Origin of the sequence: Micrococcus sp. H39-S4 (assembly GCF_027158145.1) — a bacterium.
Classification (GTDB): Bacteria; Actinomycetota; Actinomycetes; order Actinomycetales; family Micrococcaceae; genus Micrococcus; species Micrococcus luteus.
In genome coordinates, this window is record NZ_JAPVLT010000003.1 from 125,074 (window position 1) to 140,796 (window position 15,723).

Consider the following 15,723-nt stretch of genomic DNA (forward strand, 5'->3'; position numbering starts at 1 on the left):
GTCCGCCTCGGCTCCTAGAGTGGGCGCATGGCCACCAAGACCGCCCCGAAGCGTGCCCCCGGATACCGCTGCACCGAGTGCGGCTGGACCACCGTGAAGTGGGTCGGCCGCTGCGGGGAGTGCCAGTCGTGGGGCACGGTCGAGGAGATCGGCCTGACGTCCACCACCGGCCGCACGCGCGCGGCCACGGTCGCGGAGGTCGCGCCGCGCATCGCGGACGTGGACGCCACGCTGGCCTCGTTCCGCTCCACGGGGGTGCGCGAGCTGGACCGTGTGCTCGGCGGCGGCCTCGTGCCGGGCGCGGTGATCCTGCTGGCCGGCGAGCCGGGCATCGGCAAGTCCACGCTGCTGCTGGACGTGGCCGCCCAGACGGCCCGCGGCGCGGGCGGCGGCGGTCCGCGCTCGGTGCTGTACCTGACGGGTGAGGAGTCGGCGGCGCAGGTGCGCTCCCGCGCAGACCGGATCGGGGCGATCGCGGACACCCTGCGCTTGACGGCGGAGACGGACCTGGGTCGGGCGCTGGGGCAGATCGAGCGGACGGACCCGGAGCTGGTGATCGTAGACTCCGTGCAGACCCTGCAGTCCACCGAGGTGGACGGGATCGCCGGGGGCGTCAGCCAGGTGCGCGAGGTGGCGGCCAGCCTCATCCGCACGGCCAAGGAGAAGGGGATCACCACGGTCCTGGTGGGCCACGTGACGAAGGACGGGACCATCGCGGGTCCGCGGCTGCTCGAGCACCTCGTGGACGTGGTCTGCCAGTTCGAGGGGGACCGCCACTCACGGCTGCGCCTGGTGCGTGCGGTGAAGAACCGCTTCGGGCCCACGGACGAGGTCGGCTGCTTCGATCTGCGGGAGGACGGCATCGAGTCCCTGGACGACCCCTCCGGTCTGTTCCTCTCGGGCGTCTCGGAGCCGGTCGAGGGCACGTGCGTGACGGTGACGCTCGAGGGCCGGCGCCCGCTCGTGGCCGAGGTGCAGTCCCTGCTCACCCCGTCCGCCGGCGGCAGCCCGCGCCGCACCGTCTCCGGCGTGGACGCGGCGCGCGTGAACATGCTCCTGGCCGTGCTCCAGCGCCGGGCCCGTTTCGCCCTCGCCCAGGACGACTGCTACGTGGCCACCGTGGGCGGCGTGCGACTCTCGGAGCCCGCCTCGGACCTGGCCGTGGCCGTCGCTGTGGCCTCGGCGAAGCTCTCGGCCCCCGTCCCGCAGGGGATGATCGCGGTCGGCGAGCTCGGGCTGGCCGGGGAGGTGCGCCCCGTGCCTGGCATCGGGCGACGGGTGCGTGAGGCCGCGCGGCTGGGCTTCACCCGCGCGCTGGTCCCCCGCTCCCCCGAGCCGCTCGGCGAGGTCCCGGCGGGCTTCACGGTGGCGGAGGTCGGCTCGATCGGCGAGGCCCTCGCCACGATCCCCACGTGGACGGGCGGCGGCCCGGCCGCGCATCCGGAGGCCGGCCCCGGCCGCTGACGACGCGCCCGGCTCAGCGGGACGGCGACGGCGACGGGTCGGTGGTCGTGGCGGGCGCCGCGGACGGCGAGGCCGACGCCGGGGAGGGCGAGGCGGACGCCGGAGCTGAGGCCGACGCCGGGTCGGAGGCGGACCCCGACGGGGAGGCGCTACCGCTCGAGGAGGGGGCGGCCGAGGAGCCGCCGTCCTGGGTCCCCGGGGCGAGCTCCTCGAGGATCTTCAGCGCGACGGGGCGGGAGGTGACGTCGCCGAGGCTGACCGTCAGCAGATGGGGCCCGGGCTCCGCGAGAGCGCCGAGGCGGCCGCAGTCCTGGCTCGAGGCGCGGCCGGACCAGCGGTACACGGCGGTGAGCTCCTCGTGCGGGTACAGCACCCGCTGGGCCTCCGCGGGGTCCGCCTGGCAGATGCGGGTGGAGAAGACGTCGTCGCCCTCGGCCGTGCGGATCCTGAACTCCTGCCGGGCCGTGCCCACATCCGTGCGGCACGGGGTCGAGGAGAGGTTCGTGATGCCCAGGCGCAGCTCGGCCTCCTCGCCCCGCTGATACTCGGACCGGTCCACGGAGGCGGCGATCCGCAGATCCGAGGGCTGGCACTCGGCCGCGTCCTCGACGGCCACGGTGGGCGAGGCGGAGCCGGACTCGGCGTCCGTGGCCGGGGCGGGCGACGGGGAGTGCACCGGCGTCGGGGCGGCGGAGGGGTCGGCGTCCTCGGAGGAGAAGGCGCCGATCCCGGCGCGGACGAGCGCCACGACGGCCCACCCCACCAGGAGCAGGAGCACGAGGGCGAGCAGGGCGGCCACGAGCCGCCGGCGGCGGTAGACGGCGGGGGACGGCTTCGACCCGGGGGAAGTCGGACGAGACGGCATGCGATCCAGGGTAGGCGGCGGCGCACCCTACAGTGGACGCCATGCCCGCGCCCGCCCCCCTCGTCCCGCCCACAGTGGACGTGCCGCGCCTGCACGACGCGGTGCTGGGCTGGTTCGCCGTCCACGCCCGGGACCTGCCCTGGCGCAGCCCGGACTGCTCCCCGTGGGGCGTGCTCGTCTCGGAGATCATGCTCCAGCAGACGCCGGTCGTGCGGGTGCTGCCCCGCTGGCGGGAGTGGCTGGAGCGCTGGCCCACCCCCGCGGACCTGGCCGACGCCCCCGCCGCAGACGTGCTCACGGCCTGGGACCGGCTCGGCTACCCGCGCCGGGCCCTGCGCCTCCAGGAGGCCGCCCGGGCCGTCGTCGAGCGCCACGACGGCCGGGTGCCGGCCGACCCCGCCGCCCTGCGCGCCCTGCCCGGCATCGGCGAGTACACGGCCGCGGCGGTCGCGAGCTTCGCGTTCGGCATCCCCGAGACCGTCGTGGACACCAACGTGCGCCGGGTGATCGCGCGCGCGGTCGCGGGTGAGGCCCTGCCCGGCAGGTCGCTGACCCGCGCCGAGATGCGCCGCGCCCAGGCCCTCATGCCCGAGGACCCCACCCGCGCCAACGCGTGGAACGCGGCCGTCATGGAGCTCGGGGCCCTCGTCTGCACCGCCCGCTCCCCCGCCTGCGAGCGCTGCCCCCTGGCGGAGACGTGCGCGTGGGTCGCGGCGGGCTCCCCGCCGCCGGTGGAGATGCCGCGCGGCCAGGCCTGGGCCGGCACGGACCGTCAGGTGCGCGGGGCCGTGATGGCCGCCGTCCGCGAGCACGGTCGCGTGGCCGAGGCGGAGGTGCCCGCCGTCGTCGTGGCCGGGGGGTGGCTCGGGTCGCACCGCCCCGAGGACGCGCAGTGGGCGCGGTGCGTGGCCGGGCTCGTGTCGGACGGGCTGCTGGCCCGGGACGCCGACGGCGGCCTCACCTTCCCGGCCTGACCTCGCCGGGGCCTGGGGCGGCCCGCGGTGCGGCGGCTCAGAGGCGGCGGATCATCCGCGTGTTGCCGAGCGTGTTCGGCTTGACCCGGGCGAGGTCCAGGAACTCGGCGACGCCCTCGTCCGTGGAGCGCAGCAGTTCCGCGTAGACCTCCGGGTCCACGGCGGACTGGTCCGCCATCACCTCGAAACCGTGCCGGCGGAAGAACTCGACCTCGAAGGTCAGGCAGAAGACCCGCTCGACGCCCACGGCCCGCGCACGGTCCAGCAGCTCCTCGATGACCAGGTGCCCGACGCCGGCCCCCCGGTGGGCCTCCGAGACGGCGAGGGTGCGGACCTCGGCGATGTCCTGCCACATCACGTGGAGGGCGCCGAAGCCGGCCAGGGTCCCATCCGGCTCCTCGGCGACCACGAACTCCTGGATGGCCTCGTAGTAGGCCACAGCCTCCTTCTGGAGCAGCACGCGTTCCCGCGCCAGCGGCTCCACGAGCGCCTGGATGACCGGCACGTCCTGGGTCCGCGCCGAGCGGAGGGTGAGGGGGCGGTCGGCAGGCATGGGGTCCAGTCTAGGCACGGACATCCCGACCCCGGAGAGACGGGAGCCCCCGTCCCGGCGGACCGGGCGGGGGCTCCCGCGGCGTCGACGGCAGGCTCAGGCCTGCTGCTCGCCCTCGTCCCCGGACAGGAACTTCTCCTGCGCGCCGTCGACACCCTTGTCCACGGTGTCGCCGTGCTCGCCGAGCTTGTCGCCGTGCTGCTCCTGAGCGTTGTCCACGGCCTCGTCGATCTCGTCCGAGTGCTGGTTTGCGAGGTTGTTCAGGTCACCGATACCCATGGGCGGCCTCCTTCTTCTCGGGGCTGTTCCGCGGCCGTCCCGGCGAGCGCCGGGTCGAGGCGGAGACAGGACCACCGTCGAGCGGTCACAGACCACAGTGGCACCGATCCCGCCGCGAGGGAACCCCTCTCGCGCCTGCGGGGAGGCGGGCCGGTTCAGCGGTCCTTCGCGAGGCCGTCCTTGATGCCGGCGGCGGTGTCGCGGACCTCGGCCCCGGCGTCCCCGCGGGGGCACGACGACGGCCCGCCGCCTCCTCCCCGAGGGGGAGGGGCGACGGGCCGTGGCCACCGGACGCGCGGTCCGGCGTCGTGGGTCAGACCCCGCAGGTCACACGGAGCGGTCGGCGTCCACCGGATCGCCGGCACCGGGCTCGAGCTCGGCCAGGTCCGCACCCTCCAGGGCCTCCCGGCCGCCGGAGAACGCGAACGTCAGCTCGGCGCCCTCCCCCTCGCCCGTGGCGTCCACGGTGATGAGGGAGCCGGCCGGGATCTCGCCGAAGAGGATCTTCTCCGAGAGCTGGTCCTCCACCATCTGCTGGATGGTGCGGCGCAGCGGGCGGGCGCCCATGGCCGGATCGTAGCCGCGGTCCGCGAGCAGATCCTTGGCGGACTGGGTGAGCTCGATGGACAGGTCCTGCTCCGCCAGGCGCTTGCCGAGGCGGGAGACGAACAGGTCCACGATCTCCACGATCTCGTGCTTCTGCAGCTGCGGGAACACGATCACGTCGTCCACACGGTTGAGGAACTCGGGGCGGAAGTGCTGGCGCAGCTCCTCCTTGACCTTGCCCTTCATCCGCTCGTACCCGGTGGTGGTGTCCGTGGCCGACTGGAAGCCGGTCATGACGCCCTTGGAGATGTCCCGGGTGCCGAGGTTCGTGGTCATGATGATCACGGTGTTCTTGAAGTCCACCACGCGGCCCTGCGAGTCGGTCAGGCGACCGTCCTCGAGGATCTGCAGCAGGGAGTTGAAGAGGTCCTGATGGGCCTTCTCCACCTCGTCGAACAGCACCACGGAGAACGGACGGCGGCGGACCTTCTCGGTGAGCTGGCCGCCCTCCTCGTAGCCCACGTAGCCGGGAGGGGCGCCGAACAGACGCGAGACGGTGTGCTTCTCCTGGAACTCGGACATGTCGAGCGTGATGAGCGCGTCCTCGTCCCCGAAGAGGAACTCCGCGAGGGACTTGGCCAGCTCCGTCTTGCCGACGCCGGTGGGGCCGGCGAAGATGAACGACCCCGAGGGGCGGTTCGGGTCCTTCAGGCCCGCGCGGGTGCGGCGGATGGCGCGGGACAGGGACTTGATGGCCTCGTCCTGGCCGATCACGCGGCGGTGGAGCTCGTCCTCCATGTTGCGCAGGCGGTCCGTCTCCTCCTCGGTGAGCTTGAACACCGGGATGCCGGTGGACTTGGAGAGCACCTCGGCGATGAGGTCCTCGTCCACCGTGGCGACGTCGGCGTCCGCGCCGGTGCGCCACGCCTGCTCCTTCTCGCGGCGCTCGTCCCCGAGCTGCTGCTCCTGGTCCCGCAGGCGGGCGGCGCCCTCGAAGTCCTGGCCGTCGATGGCGGCCTCCTTCTGGGTGCGCACCTCCGCGATCCGGGACTCGTAGGCCTTGATCTCCGGCGGCACGGTCATGCGACGGATGCGCAGACGCGCGCCGGCCTCGTCGATCAGGTCGATGGCCTTGTCCGGCAGGTGCCGGTCGGAGACGTAGCGGTCCGCCAGGCCGGCGGCGGCCTTGAGCGCGCCGTCGGTGATGGAGACCTTGTGGTGCGCCTCGTAGCGGTCCCGCAGGCCGCGCAGGATCTCCGTGGCGTCCTCGACGGACGGCTCGGCGACCTGGATCGGCTGGAAGCGGCGCTCGAGCGCGGCGTCCTTCTCGATGTGCTTGCGGTACTCGTCCAGCGTGGTGGCGCCGATGGTCTGCAGCTCACCGCGGGCCAGCATCGGCTTGAGGATGCTGGCGGCGTCGATCGCGCCCTCGGCCGCACCCGCCCCGACGAGGGTGTGGATCTCGTCGATGAACAGGATGATGTCCCCGCGCGTGCGGATCTCCTTGAGCACCTTCTTCAGGCGCTCCTCGAAGTCGCCGCGGTAGCGGGAGCCGGCCACGAGGGAGCCGAGGTCCAGCGAGTAGAGCTGCTTGTCCCTGAGCGTCTCCGGGACGTCGCCGCGGTCGATCGCCTGGGCCAGGCCCTCGACGACGGCGGTCTTGCCGACGCCGGGCTCGCCGATGAGCACGGGGTTGTTCTTGGTGCGGCGGGAGAGCACCTGCATGACGCGCTCCATCTCGCCCGCACGCCCGATGACGGGATCCAGCTTGCCGTCGTGCGCGGCCGCGGTGAGGTTGCGTCCGAACTGGTCCAGCACCACGGAGCCGGCGTTCTGGCCGGCCTCGCCGCCCTGGCCCACCCCGGCGCCGGCGGTCTCCTTGCCACCCTGGGCGCCGCCCTGGTAGCCGGAGAGCAGCTGGATGACCGTCTGACGGACGCGGTTCAGGTCCGCGCCGAGCTGCACGAGCACCTGGGCGGCCACGCCCTCGCCCTCGCGGATCAGGCCGAGCAGGATGTGCTCGGTGCCGATGTAGTTGTGGCCGAGCTGCAGCGCCTCGCGCAGGGACAGCTCGAGCACCTTCTTGGCGCGCGGCGTGAAGGGGATGTGGCCGGGCGGGTTCTGCTGACCCTGGCCGATGTCCTCCTGCACCTTCTCTCGCACGGCGCCCAGGGAGATGTCCATGGACTCCAGTGCCTTGGCTGCGACGCCCTCACCCTCGTGGATCAGACCGAGCAGGATGTGCTCGGTACCGATGTAGCTGTGGTTGAGCATGCGCGCCTCTTCCTGGGCGAGCACGACCACCCGCCGGGCGCGGTCGGTGAATCTCTCGAACATGGGCACACTCCTTGCGTACGGTCGTGGTCGAGACTACGCACCCGGGCCGCGTGCCGCGCGACTGTTCGCCAGCGGGAGAAGCGGCCCGGCCGTCGTCGGGAGGGGCCGGAACGAGGCCCGGGGACGCCGATCCCTCGACGCACCCGGGCGGGGCGCTCACTTGCGCTTCGCGTTGCGGTAGGCCTCCACCACGTCGCGGTGCAGACGGCCCCGGCTCGAGACCTCGTAGCCGTTCTCGGCCGCCCACTTGCGGATCTGGGCGGCCTCGACCTTGGGCGACGGCGGCGCCACGGCGCGGCCCTTCTTCATGTAGGGCTTCAGGAACTCACGGAGTTCCGCAGCGTGCTCCTTCGACAGGTCGATCTCGTAATTGCGACCGTCCAATGCAAAGTTCACGGTCTCATCTGCAGGCGAACCGTCAAGATCATCCACGAGGACCACTTCTACCTTCTGTGCCAACGGTGATTCCCACTTTCTTCTCTCGTGCGCGTGTCCCTGGGTTCCGGTCTTCGCTCTCGGGGTTCTTTCCCGCGTGCTCACGATTCCGGCCGTGCACTTGTGGTGATTCAAGAATACCGCAACAAAGCCGGGCAGAAGGATTCTTCAACGCCGGGGAAGGAATCTCACCGGGCGCGGTCCTCCGGATCAGCCCCCGGCCCTCCCTCGGCTCGGCGTCGGGCCGCCCACTCACGGGCCTCGGCCTCCTCGCGGGCCGCCCGCGCGTCCGCGCCCGAGAGCCGGCGGGCCTGACTCTCGCGCTCGCCCGTGTCCGAACGCAGCAGGGAGCGCATCACCAGCCAGAAGATGAGCCCGAGGCCGATCGAGGGGGCGAGGACGGAGAAGTAGTCCCAGAAGGCGGCCATGTCAGGCCTCCGGCTTGAGCAGCGGGAAGAGGATGGTCTCGCGGATGCCGGCGTCCGTGAACAGCATCACCAGGCGGTCGATGCCCAGGCCGATGCCGCCCATGGGCGGGGCGCCGTACTCGAGGGCGCGCAGGAAGTCCTCGTCCAGCTGCATCGCCTCGTCGTCGCCGGCGGCCGCCATCGCCGACTGGGCGGTCAGGCGCTCGCGCTGGATGACGGGGTCGATCAGCTCGGAGAACGCGGTGCCGCGCTCCATGCCGCCGATGATCAGGTCCCACGCCTCGATGACCCGGTCCTCCGAGCGGTGCGGGCGCGCGAGCGGCTGGGCGGCCGGCGGGTAGTCGTACACGAACGTGGGGTTCATCAGGGTGGGCTCCACGATCTCACCGAACAGCTCGATCACGAGCTTCTCCGCGTCCCACGCGGGGTCCACCTTGACCTCGTGCTCCGCGGCGATCGCCCGCAGCGTCTCGGCGTCCGTCTCCGGGGTGATCTCGCGGCCCACGGCCTCGGACAGCCCCGGGTACACGGCGACCCAGGCCCACTCGCCGTCGAGGTCGATGACGCCCTTCGCGGTCTCGAGCCGACGCCCGGCGCCCACCGCGTCCGCGGCGTTGAGGATGATCTCCTGCATGCGCTCGGCCATGACGTGCATGTCCGCCCACGCCTCATAGGACTCGAGGGTGGTGAACTCGGGCGAGTGGGTCGAGTCCACGCCCTCGTTGCGGAACACGCGGCCGATCTCGAACACGCGGTCGATGCCGCCGACGACGGCGCGCTTGAGGTACAGCTCGGTGGCGATGCGCAGGGTCATCGGCTGGTCGAACGCGTTGAGGTGCGTCTCGAAGGGACGCGCGAGGGCGCCGCCGTGGACCAGCTGGAGCATCGGGGTCTCCACCTCCACGTAGCCGTGGCCCTCGAGGGTGCGCCGCACCGCCGAGGTGACCTTGGCCCGGGTGTAGACCATGCGGCGGGCCTCCTCGCGCACGATCAGGTCCGCGTAGCGCTGGCGGACGCGGGTCTCCTCGTTCAGGTCCGCGTGCAGCACGGGCAGGGGGCGCAGCGCCTTGGAGGCCATCTCCCACGCCGAGGCCATGATGGACAGCTCGCCGCGGCGCGAGACGATCACCTCGCCGGTGACGGAGAGGAAGTCGCCCAGGTCCACGACCTTCTTCCACTCGGCCAGGGACTCCTCACCGACGGCGGCCAGGGACACCATGACCTGGAGGCGGACGGCCTCCCCGTCCGCACCGGACTCCTGCAGGGTGGCGAAGCAGAGCTTGCCGGTGTTGCGGAGGAAGACGACGCGCCCGGTCACCGACACGGTCTCGCCCGAGGTCCAGTCGGGCTCGTGGCCGTCGAACCGCTCACGCACCTCGGCCAGCGCGTGGGTGCGCGGCACCTGCACGGGGTAGGCCTCGCGGCCCGAGGCGAGCAGCTGCTCACGCTTAGCGGCGCGGACGGCCTGCTGATCGTGGTGGTCGACGGCGGCGGAGGCGGAGTTCTCGGTGGTCACGGTTCCCGAGTCTACCGACGGCGCCCCGCCGGTCAGCCGCGCACCTCGGGGTTGACGAGGGCCGGGACCTCCGCGCCCGTGGCCATGGCGATCGCGTTGCGCGCGGCCAGCTCGGCCATCGCGGCGCGGGTGTCCCGGGTGGCGGAGCCCAGATGCGGCAGGAGCATCACGTTCTCCAGCTCGGCCAGGCCCGGGGCGAGGGCGGGCTCGTCCTCGTAGACGTCCAGACCGGCGCCGAAGAGCCGCCCCTCGCGCAGGGCGGTGACGAGGGCCGCCTCGTCCACCACGGGGCCGCGGGCCGTGTTGACGAGGACGGCGTCGTCCTTCATCTTCGCGATCACCTCCGCATCCACGAGGTGGTGGGTGTCGTCCGTCAGGGGCACGTGGAGGGAGAGGACGTCCGCGACCTCGACGAGCTCCTCCCAGCGGACCTGACGGACGCGGCCGGCGAGGTCGCCGAGCTCCTCGGCCGCCACCTCCCGGTGCGCGGGAGGCCGCGGCGCGAACACGACGTCCATGCCGAAGGCGAGCGCGCGCTCGGCCACCGCCTTGCCGATCCGCCCGAAACCGGCCAGGCCCAGGGTCGCGCCGCGCACGTCCCGGCCCACGAGCAGGTCCGGCGCCCAGCCGTGGAAGCGCCCCTCGCGCACCATCCGCTCGCCCTCGGGGGCACGGCGGGTCACCCCGAGGATCAGGAGCATCGCGATGTCCGCGGTGGCGTCCGTGAGCACGTCCGGGGTGTTGCCGACGGCGATCCCCCGCCGCGTCGCGGCGGCCACGTCCACGTTGTTGTAGCCGACCGCGTAGTTGGCGATGCCCCTGATCCGCGCGTCGGCGAGCACGTCGGCGGTGAACTTCTGGTCCAGGGCCGCGACGACGACGTCGTAGTCCCCCGAGGCCACCAGCCGCGCGAGCGCGGCGTCCCCTCCGACGTCGGCGCCGTCCACCACCTCTCCGGCCTCGCGCAGCATCCCGAGCCCGGGCTCAGGGAGGCGGGTCATGAGCAGGAAACGGGGGGTCACGGCGGGGCCTCACTCTCGGATCGGGGGGAGGACGCGGCGTCGTCCGGCGTGACCAGGCTAACCGCGGACGGCGGGTGCGGCCCGGTCCGACGCCCCTTATGATTGACTCTCGTCAATCATTGACTCATGTCAATCACCGCGCCGCCCCTCCCGCCGAAGGACCCCATGACCCCAACCTCCCCCGCCCCCGAGGCCGTCGCGCCGGCCGGCGCCCCCTCGCTCGAGCGCGCCGCCGCCGACGCCGCGCGCCACCGCTCCGTGCTCCAGGCCCTGACCGGCCTCCTGCTGGGCATGTTCGTCTCGATGATCGCCAACACGGTGGTCTCGACCTCGATGCCGGTGATCATCCACGACATCGGCGGCGACCAGACCGCCTACACCTGGGTCATCACCTCGGCCCTGCTCGCCACGGCCATCGCCACCCCGATCTGGGGCAAGCTGGCCGACCTCGTCAACCGCAAGGTCCTCTTCCAGGTCGCCCTGGCGATCTTCGTCGCCGCCTCCGCGGCGGCCGGGTTCACCCACGATCCGACCTTCCTGATCGTCTGCCGCACCGTGCAGGGCCTGGGCGGCGGCGGCCTCGTCGCGCTCAGCCAGGTGATCATGGCGGACATCATCAGCCCGCGTGAGCGCGGCCGCTACATGGGCCTGTTCGGCGCCGTGATGGCCGTGGCCACGGTGGGCGGCCCGCTCGCCGGCGGCGTGATCACCGACCTGTGGGGCTGGCGCTGGAACTTCTTCGTGGCGGTGCCCTTCGCCGTCGTCGCCCTGGTGATGGTGCAGCGCACCCTCCACCTCCCGCACCGCGAGCGCCAGAAGGTGTCCATCGACTACCTCGGCATCGTGTTCCTGACCGCGGCCACCGCGCTGCTGCTGATCTGGGTCACCAGCGCCGGCCGCGACTTCGACTGGGCCAGCACCACCACCGCGTGGATGCTCGGCGGCGCCGCCGTCGCCACCGTCCTGTTCGTCGTGACCGAGCTGCGCGTCGCCGAGCCGCTCATCCCGCTCACCCTCTTCCGCGACCGCACCTTCACCCTCGCGACGATCGCCTCGATCGCCACGGGCCTGGCCATGTTCGGCTCCTCCGTCTACCTGGCCCAGTACATGCAGCTGGCCCGCGGCGCGACGCCGACCCAGGCCGGCCTCATGACCATCCCGATGATCCTCGGCCTGCTCGTGTCCTCCACGGTGATCGGCGGCCTCATCACCCGCACCGGCGTGTGGAAGCGCTGGCTCGTGATCGGCGCCGTCCTGCTGATCGCCGGCACCGCCCTGCTCGGCACCCTGCACTACGACACCTCCTTCTGGCTGGTGTCCCTCTACATGTTCCTGCTCGGCGCCGGCGTCGGCATGACCATGCAGAACCTCGTGCTCGTGGTGCAGAACACCACCGACCCGCGGCAGATGGGCGTCGCCAGCTCCGGCGTCACCTTCTTCCGCACCCTGGGCGGCAGCATCGGTGTCGCCGTGATGGGCGCCGTGGTCTCCAACGTGGTCCCGGACCGCATCGAGGAGCGCCGCGCGGACCTCGCCGCGGCCCTGCGCAGCCTGGGCCCGGACGCCGCCGAGTGGTCCGAGAGCCTGCAGTCCAGCACCCTGCCACGCGTGGCGGAGATGCCCGACGGCCTGCGCTCGATCTTCGAGGACGTCTACGCCACCGGCATCTCCCACGCGTTCCTCGTGGGCGTGCCCCTCGCAATCGTCGCGCTGATCGCGATCCTGTTCCTGCCGAACATCCCGCTGGGTCGCATGACCACCTCCGAGCGCCTCCACGCCACCCGCGCCGACCTGGCCACCCACGCCACGGCCGAGGCCATGCAGACGCTGCCCGCGACCGGTCCGATCCCCGTGGTGACCGCGGCGCAGGGGCAGCATCCCGCCGAGGACCCGGAGGAGTCCCGGGCGGTGGCGGCCGAGCGCCCGGCGACGGCGTCGCCGGTGGCCGGCCGGCCCGTCGCCCCCGCGGCGCTGGCCGTGGCGGGGACGGCCCTGCTGGCGGCCGTCGTCACCGCGCTGGTCCGGGCCCGCCGTGGCTGACGGCGCCCCGGACCCGGGCAGAGGCGGCGACGACGCGGGCTTCGAGGCCGCCGTCCAGGGGCTCGAGCAGGCGTTCTCGCGTCTGGTCCTGCAGCACCGCCAGGTGATGGTCCGCTACGCGGCGGCCCTCAGCCCGGCCCTGTCCGTCGGGGCGATGAAGGCGTTCATGATGCTGGCCAACGAGGGGACCATGACGCCCTCGGCCGTGGCCGAGGGCCTGCTGGTGGACCGCGCCCAGGTCTCCCGCATGGTCCGCGACCTCGAGGCCGCCGGGCTGATCACCCGAGAGCCGGACCCGCGGGACCGCCGCTCCGCCCTCCTGAGCGCCAGCCCCGAGGGGCTCGCCCGCCTCGACGCGGTGCGCGGCGGCCCGGCGGGTCGCGGGCTGCGCGACGACCTGGCGCGCTGGGACCGCGAGGACATCCGGACGCTGACGCGCCTGCTGGACCGGCTGGCCGCCGAGCGTCAGACCCGGATGCAGGACCCCGCCGAGTCCGAGTGAGCCGCCGGCCGGACCCGCGGGCCCGGCCGGCGGGCGGGATCACCAGATGGTGACGCGCTCCTCCGGGGCCAGCCACATGGGATCCCCCTCGCGCGTGCCGAACGCCTCGTGGAAGGCGTCGATGTTCTTGACCACCTGGTTGCAGCGGAACTCGTTGGGCGAGTGCGGGTCCGAGGCGATGCGGGTGACCATGGCCTCCGGTCGCGTGAGCTGACGCCACACGGTGGCCCAGGCGGTGAAGAACTCGCGGTCCCCCGCCGCGGCGTCGAGGGAGGCGCCGTCGCCCTCGTCCCGCCAGATCTCCAAGGCGCGGTGGGCGATGCCCAGGCCGCCGAGGTCGCCGATGTTCTCCCCCAGGGTGAACTCGCCGTTGACGCGGTGGTCCGGGGCCTCGGCCGGGGAGAGCGCGTTGTACTGGGCCACCAGCCGGGAGGTGCGCTCGGTGAACGCCGCGCGGTCCTCCTCGGTCCACCAGTCCTCGAGCCGACCGGCGCCGTCGTACCGCGAGCCCTGGTCGTCGAAGCCGTGGCCGATCTCGTGGCCGATCACGGCGCCGATCGCCCCCAGGTTCGCGGCCATCGAGGCCTCGGGGTCGAAGAACGGGGGCTGCAGGATGGCGGCCGGGAAGACGATCGCGTTCTCGAGCGGGGAGTAGTACGCGTTCACCGTCTGCGGCGTGATGTGCCACTCCTCCGGGTCCGGCCCGTCCGCGATCTTGCGCAGGTCCCGCTCCCACTCGAGCTCCGAGGAGGAGCGGGCGTTGCCCAGCAGGTCGCCGGCGTGGACCTCGAGGGCGGAGTAGTCCAGCCACTTCGAGGGGTAGCCCACCATGGGGCGGAACATCGCCAGCTTCTCGAGCGCCCGCTGACGGGTCTCCTCGCCCATCCACTCGAGCTCCTCGATGGACCGGCGATAGGCCTCCTGGAGCAGGCCCACGAGCTCGTCCATCGCGGCCACGTGGCCCTGCGGGAAATGGCGGGCCACGTAGAGCTGCGCCACGTCCTCGCCGGCCGCCCCGTTGACGAACGCGACCGCGCGCTTCCAGCGGGGGCGGACCTCCTCGGTGCCGGCCAGGCGGCGGCCGTAGAAGGAGAAGTTCTCCTGCACGAACGCGTCCGGCAGGAAGCCGGCGAAGGAGCGCAGCACCTGCAGGATCAGCCAGTGACGCCAGTCCTCGAGGTCGGCGGCCTCGGGTCCCTCGAGCAGCCCCTGCACACCGGAGAGGAAGTCCGGCTGCCACACCACGACCTCCGCGGCGCGCTCGCCGGCGGCGTCCACGCCCTCGAGCCACGCGTCGGCCAGGGGGAAGAGCTCCGTCAGCCGGTCGTGGGTCATGGGGTTGTAGCGGGCCACGGCGTCCCGGCTGCGGACCAGGTCCCAGTGCAGGGCGGCGATGCGCTTCTCCAGCTCCACCACCCGGACGCCCAGCGCGGCGGCCTCGTCCCGGTCCGCGCCGATCCCGGCCAGCGCCAGCAGACGGCCGGTGTGCTCGGTGTACTGCTCGAGGATCTCGGCGTAGGCCTCGTCCCGGTAGTAGGACTCGTCCGGCAGGCCCAGGCCGCCCTGGAGCAGGTGCAGGAGCATGCGGTCCGGGTTCCCGGCGTCGTTGAGGGCGCCGGTGTTGATGAGGCCGGAGACGCCCTGGCGCTGCAGTCGCCCGGACAGGGCGAGCAGCTCCGCGGGGGTGGACACGGTGGCCACCGCCGCCAGGTCCGAGGCGATCGGCTCGAGGCCGCGGGCCTCCACGGTCTCGTCGTCCATGAACGAGGCGTACAGCGCGGCGATCCGGCGCTTGAGCTCCGGATGCTCCGTGCCCTCCGCGTCCTCCTCGTCCAGCGGGGCGAGCGGGACGTCCCGGTGCGCGCCGGCCGCGGCCGTGGCCTGCACGCGCGCCTGGGCGGGATCGAAGCCCGTGCCGACCTCGCGCACGGCGTCCTCGCACAGGTGCCGGACGGCGAGCTCGGCCGCGTCCCGCAGCTCGAGGAACGCGCCGTAGGCGCCCTGGTCCGCGGGGATCTCGTGGGTGTCCAGCCACCCGGCGTTGACGTGGCGGTACAGGTCCTCGCGCGGCGACGGGACTTCGGGCTCGGCGGTGGCGGTCACGGCGGATCCTCCTGGACGTGGGGGTGGACGGTCTCGCACGGCACTCTAGCCGTGACACCGGACACGACGACGGGCACCGCACCCTGGCCGGGTGCGTGCCCGTCGTCGAGGGGACGGCCGGCCCGGAGGCCGCCGTCGGGAGGCGGGGGTCAGCCGACCTCGGCGGCCAGCTTCGCGAGCGACTCCTCCATCTGCTCCTCGGAGACCATCGGGAAGAGGTTCTTCGCCAGCAGCTCCGGGTCGGTCACGGCGGTCCAGTCGTAGGTGAGGGACACGACCGTGCTGCCGGAGCCGTTGTCCTCGAGCCGGTAGACCCACTGCCAACCCTTGGGCTCGGTGCCGGCGGGGGCGGTCTTCCAGCCGACCAGCTTGTTCGGGTCGTAGGCGACCACGTGATTGTCGGTCTGGTAGTCGCCACCCATGTGCTCCGCGTGCATGTTCATGGTGAACACGTCGCCGACCTTCTGGATGCGCTGGGTCTTGTCGTCGGACTGCACCATGCCCGAGCCGTCGAACTTCGCGTGGTTCGCGGGCAGGGTCAGGAAGTCGAACACGTCCTTGGCGGACGCGTCGATGGTCCGGGTGACGGTCTGCTGGGTCTCGCCGTGGGCGGTCTTGTTCATCTCGGTCATGGGATCAACCTAGGCACGGGGCCGGGG

14 protein-coding genes are annotated in these 15,723 nt (G+C 72.9%); 4 read left to right on the forward strand and 10 right to left on the reverse strand.

Translation table 11 applies throughout. The features are described 5' to 3' along the window. Window positions 1–27: 27 nt before the first annotated feature. Window positions 28–1,464, forward strand: coding sequence for a DNA repair protein RadA (gene radA, locus O3T09_RS04405; RefSeq protein WP_144860649.1), 1,437 nt, complete (start codon window positions 28–30; stop codon window positions 1,462–1,464). Between the two features lie 13 nt (window positions 1,465–1,477). Here the strand turns inward: radA and O3T09_RS04410 are convergent, their stop codons facing one another. Beyond that, a complete protein-coding gene (locus O3T09_RS04410) occupies window positions 1,478–2,329 on the reverse strand; it encodes a hypothetical protein (RefSeq protein WP_119217626.1) in 852 nt (283 codons plus the stop codon). A 41-nt stretch (window positions 2,330–2,370) separates the two neighbouring features. Between O3T09_RS04410 and O3T09_RS04415 the strand changes: the two genes are divergently transcribed. After that, window positions 2,371–3,303, forward strand: coding sequence for an A/G-specific adenine glycosylase (locus tag O3T09_RS04415; RefSeq protein WP_269295402.1), 933 nt, complete (start codon window positions 2,371–2,373; stop codon window positions 3,301–3,303). A gap of 37 nt (window positions 3,304–3,340) precedes the next feature. Here the strand turns inward: O3T09_RS04415 and O3T09_RS04420 are convergent, their stop codons facing one another. The 7 genes from O3T09_RS04420 to O3T09_RS04450 all read right to left on the reverse strand — a co-directional run bounded on the left by O3T09_RS04420 (window position 3,341) and on the right by O3T09_RS04450 (window position 10,419). Further along, window positions 3,341–3,856: an amino-acid N-acetyltransferase gene (locus O3T09_RS04420; RefSeq protein WP_144868673.1), complete on the reverse strand. Its 516-nt coding sequence runs from the start codon at window positions 3,854–3,856 to the stop codon at window positions 3,341–3,343. Window positions 3,857–3,952: 96 nt separating this feature from the next. Beyond that, complete coding sequence (locus tag O3T09_RS04425; RefSeq protein ID WP_269295403.1) at window positions 3,953–4,135, reverse strand: Rv0909 family putative TA system antitoxin; 183 nt, start codon at window positions 4,133–4,135, stop codon at window positions 3,953–3,955. Between the two features lie 327 nt (window positions 4,136–4,462). After that, complete coding sequence (locus O3T09_RS04430) at window positions 4,463–7,018, reverse strand: ATP-dependent Clp protease ATP-binding subunit (RefSeq protein WP_141843812.1); 2,556 nt, start codon at window positions 7,016–7,018, stop codon at window positions 4,463–4,465. 156 nt (window positions 7,019–7,174) lie between these two features. Continuing rightward, window positions 7,175–7,477 (reverse strand): histone-like nucleoid-structuring protein Lsr2, encoded by a 303-nt coding sequence (locus tag O3T09_RS04435; protein WP_036314827.1) that lies wholly within the window; start codon window positions 7,475–7,477, stop codon window positions 7,175–7,177. A gap of 164 nt (window positions 7,478–7,641) precedes the next feature. Then, window positions 7,642–7,881, reverse strand: coding sequence for a hypothetical protein (locus tag O3T09_RS04440; RefSeq protein WP_041104642.1), 240 nt, complete (start codon window positions 7,879–7,881; stop codon window positions 7,642–7,644). Between the two features lies 1 nt (window position 7,882). Beyond that, window positions 7,883–9,397, reverse strand: coding sequence for a lysine--tRNA ligase (gene lysS / locus O3T09_RS04445; protein WP_136939888.1), 1,515 nt, complete (start codon window positions 9,395–9,397; stop codon window positions 7,883–7,885). A gap of 32 nt (window positions 9,398–9,429) precedes the next feature. Further along, complete coding sequence (locus O3T09_RS04450; protein ID WP_141843810.1) at window positions 9,430–10,419, reverse strand: 2-hydroxyacid dehydrogenase; 990 nt, start codon at window positions 10,417–10,419, stop codon at window positions 9,430–9,432. 165 nt (window positions 10,420–10,584) lie between these two features. Between O3T09_RS04450 and O3T09_RS04455 the strand changes: the two genes are divergently transcribed. Further along, on the forward strand, window positions 10,585–12,459 hold the full coding sequence (locus O3T09_RS04455; RefSeq protein ID WP_136939886.1) for an MDR family MFS transporter: 1,875 nt from the start codon (window positions 10,585–10,587) through the stop codon (window positions 12,457–12,459). After that, entirely contained in the window at window positions 12,452–12,961 is a 510-nt protein-coding gene (locus O3T09_RS04460; RefSeq protein WP_036314817.1) for a MarR family winged helix-turn-helix transcriptional regulator, read from the forward strand. Before O3T09_RS04455 ends, O3T09_RS04460 begins: the two co-directional genes overlap by 8 nt. Before the next feature lie 39 nt (window positions 12,962–13,000). On the opposite strand, the gene O3T09_RS04465 is transcribed toward O3T09_RS04460, so the two are convergent. Together O3T09_RS04465 and O3T09_RS04470 are read right to left on the reverse strand one after the other, a co-directional pair. Beyond that, window positions 13,001–15,064 (reverse strand): M13 family metallopeptidase, encoded by a 2,064-nt coding sequence (locus O3T09_RS04465; RefSeq protein ID WP_095347114.1) that lies wholly within the window; start codon window positions 15,062–15,064, stop codon window positions 13,001–13,003. Between the two features lie 149 nt (window positions 15,065–15,213). After that, complete coding sequence (locus tag O3T09_RS04470; protein ID WP_036380856.1) at window positions 15,214–15,696, reverse strand: SRPBCC family protein; 483 nt, start codon at window positions 15,694–15,696, stop codon at window positions 15,214–15,216. Window positions 15,697–15,723: the final 27 nt, after the last annotated feature.

Bases quoted from the DNA above. Each gene is read 5' to 3' on its own strand.
- radA (WP_144860649.1), top strand. From the start codon at position 28: ATGGCCACCAAGACCGCCCCGAAGCGTGCCCCCGGATACCGCTGCACC.
- O3T09_RS04410 (WP_119217626.1), bottom strand. From the start codon at position 2,329: ATGCCGTCTCGTCCGACTTCCCCCGGGTCGAAGCCGTCCCCCGCCGTC.
- O3T09_RS04415 (WP_269295402.1), top strand. From the start codon at position 2,371: ATGCCCGCGCCCGCCCCCCTCGTCCCGCCCACAGTGGACGTGCCGCGC.
- O3T09_RS04420 (WP_144868673.1), bottom strand. From the start codon at position 3,856: ATGCCTGCCGACCGCCCCCTCACCCTCCGCTCGGCGCGGACCCAGGAC.
- O3T09_RS04425 (WP_269295403.1), bottom strand. From the start codon at position 4,135: ATGGGTATCGGTGACCTGAACAACCTCGCAAACCAGCACTCGGACGAG.
- O3T09_RS04430 (WP_141843812.1), bottom strand. From the start codon at position 7,018: ATGTTCGAGAGATTCACCGACCGCGCCCGGCGGGTGGTCGTGCTCGCC.
- O3T09_RS04440 (WP_041104642.1), bottom strand. From the start codon at position 7,881: ATGGCCGCCTTCTGGGACTACTTCTCCGTCCTCGCCCCCTCGATCGGC.
- O3T09_RS04455 (WP_136939886.1), top strand. From the start codon at position 10,585: ATGACCCCAACCTCCCCCGCCCCCGAGGCCGTCGCGCCGGCCGGCGCC.
- O3T09_RS04470 (WP_036380856.1), bottom strand. From the start codon at position 15,696: ATGACCGAGATGAACAAGACCGCCCACGGCGAGACCCAGCAGACCGTC.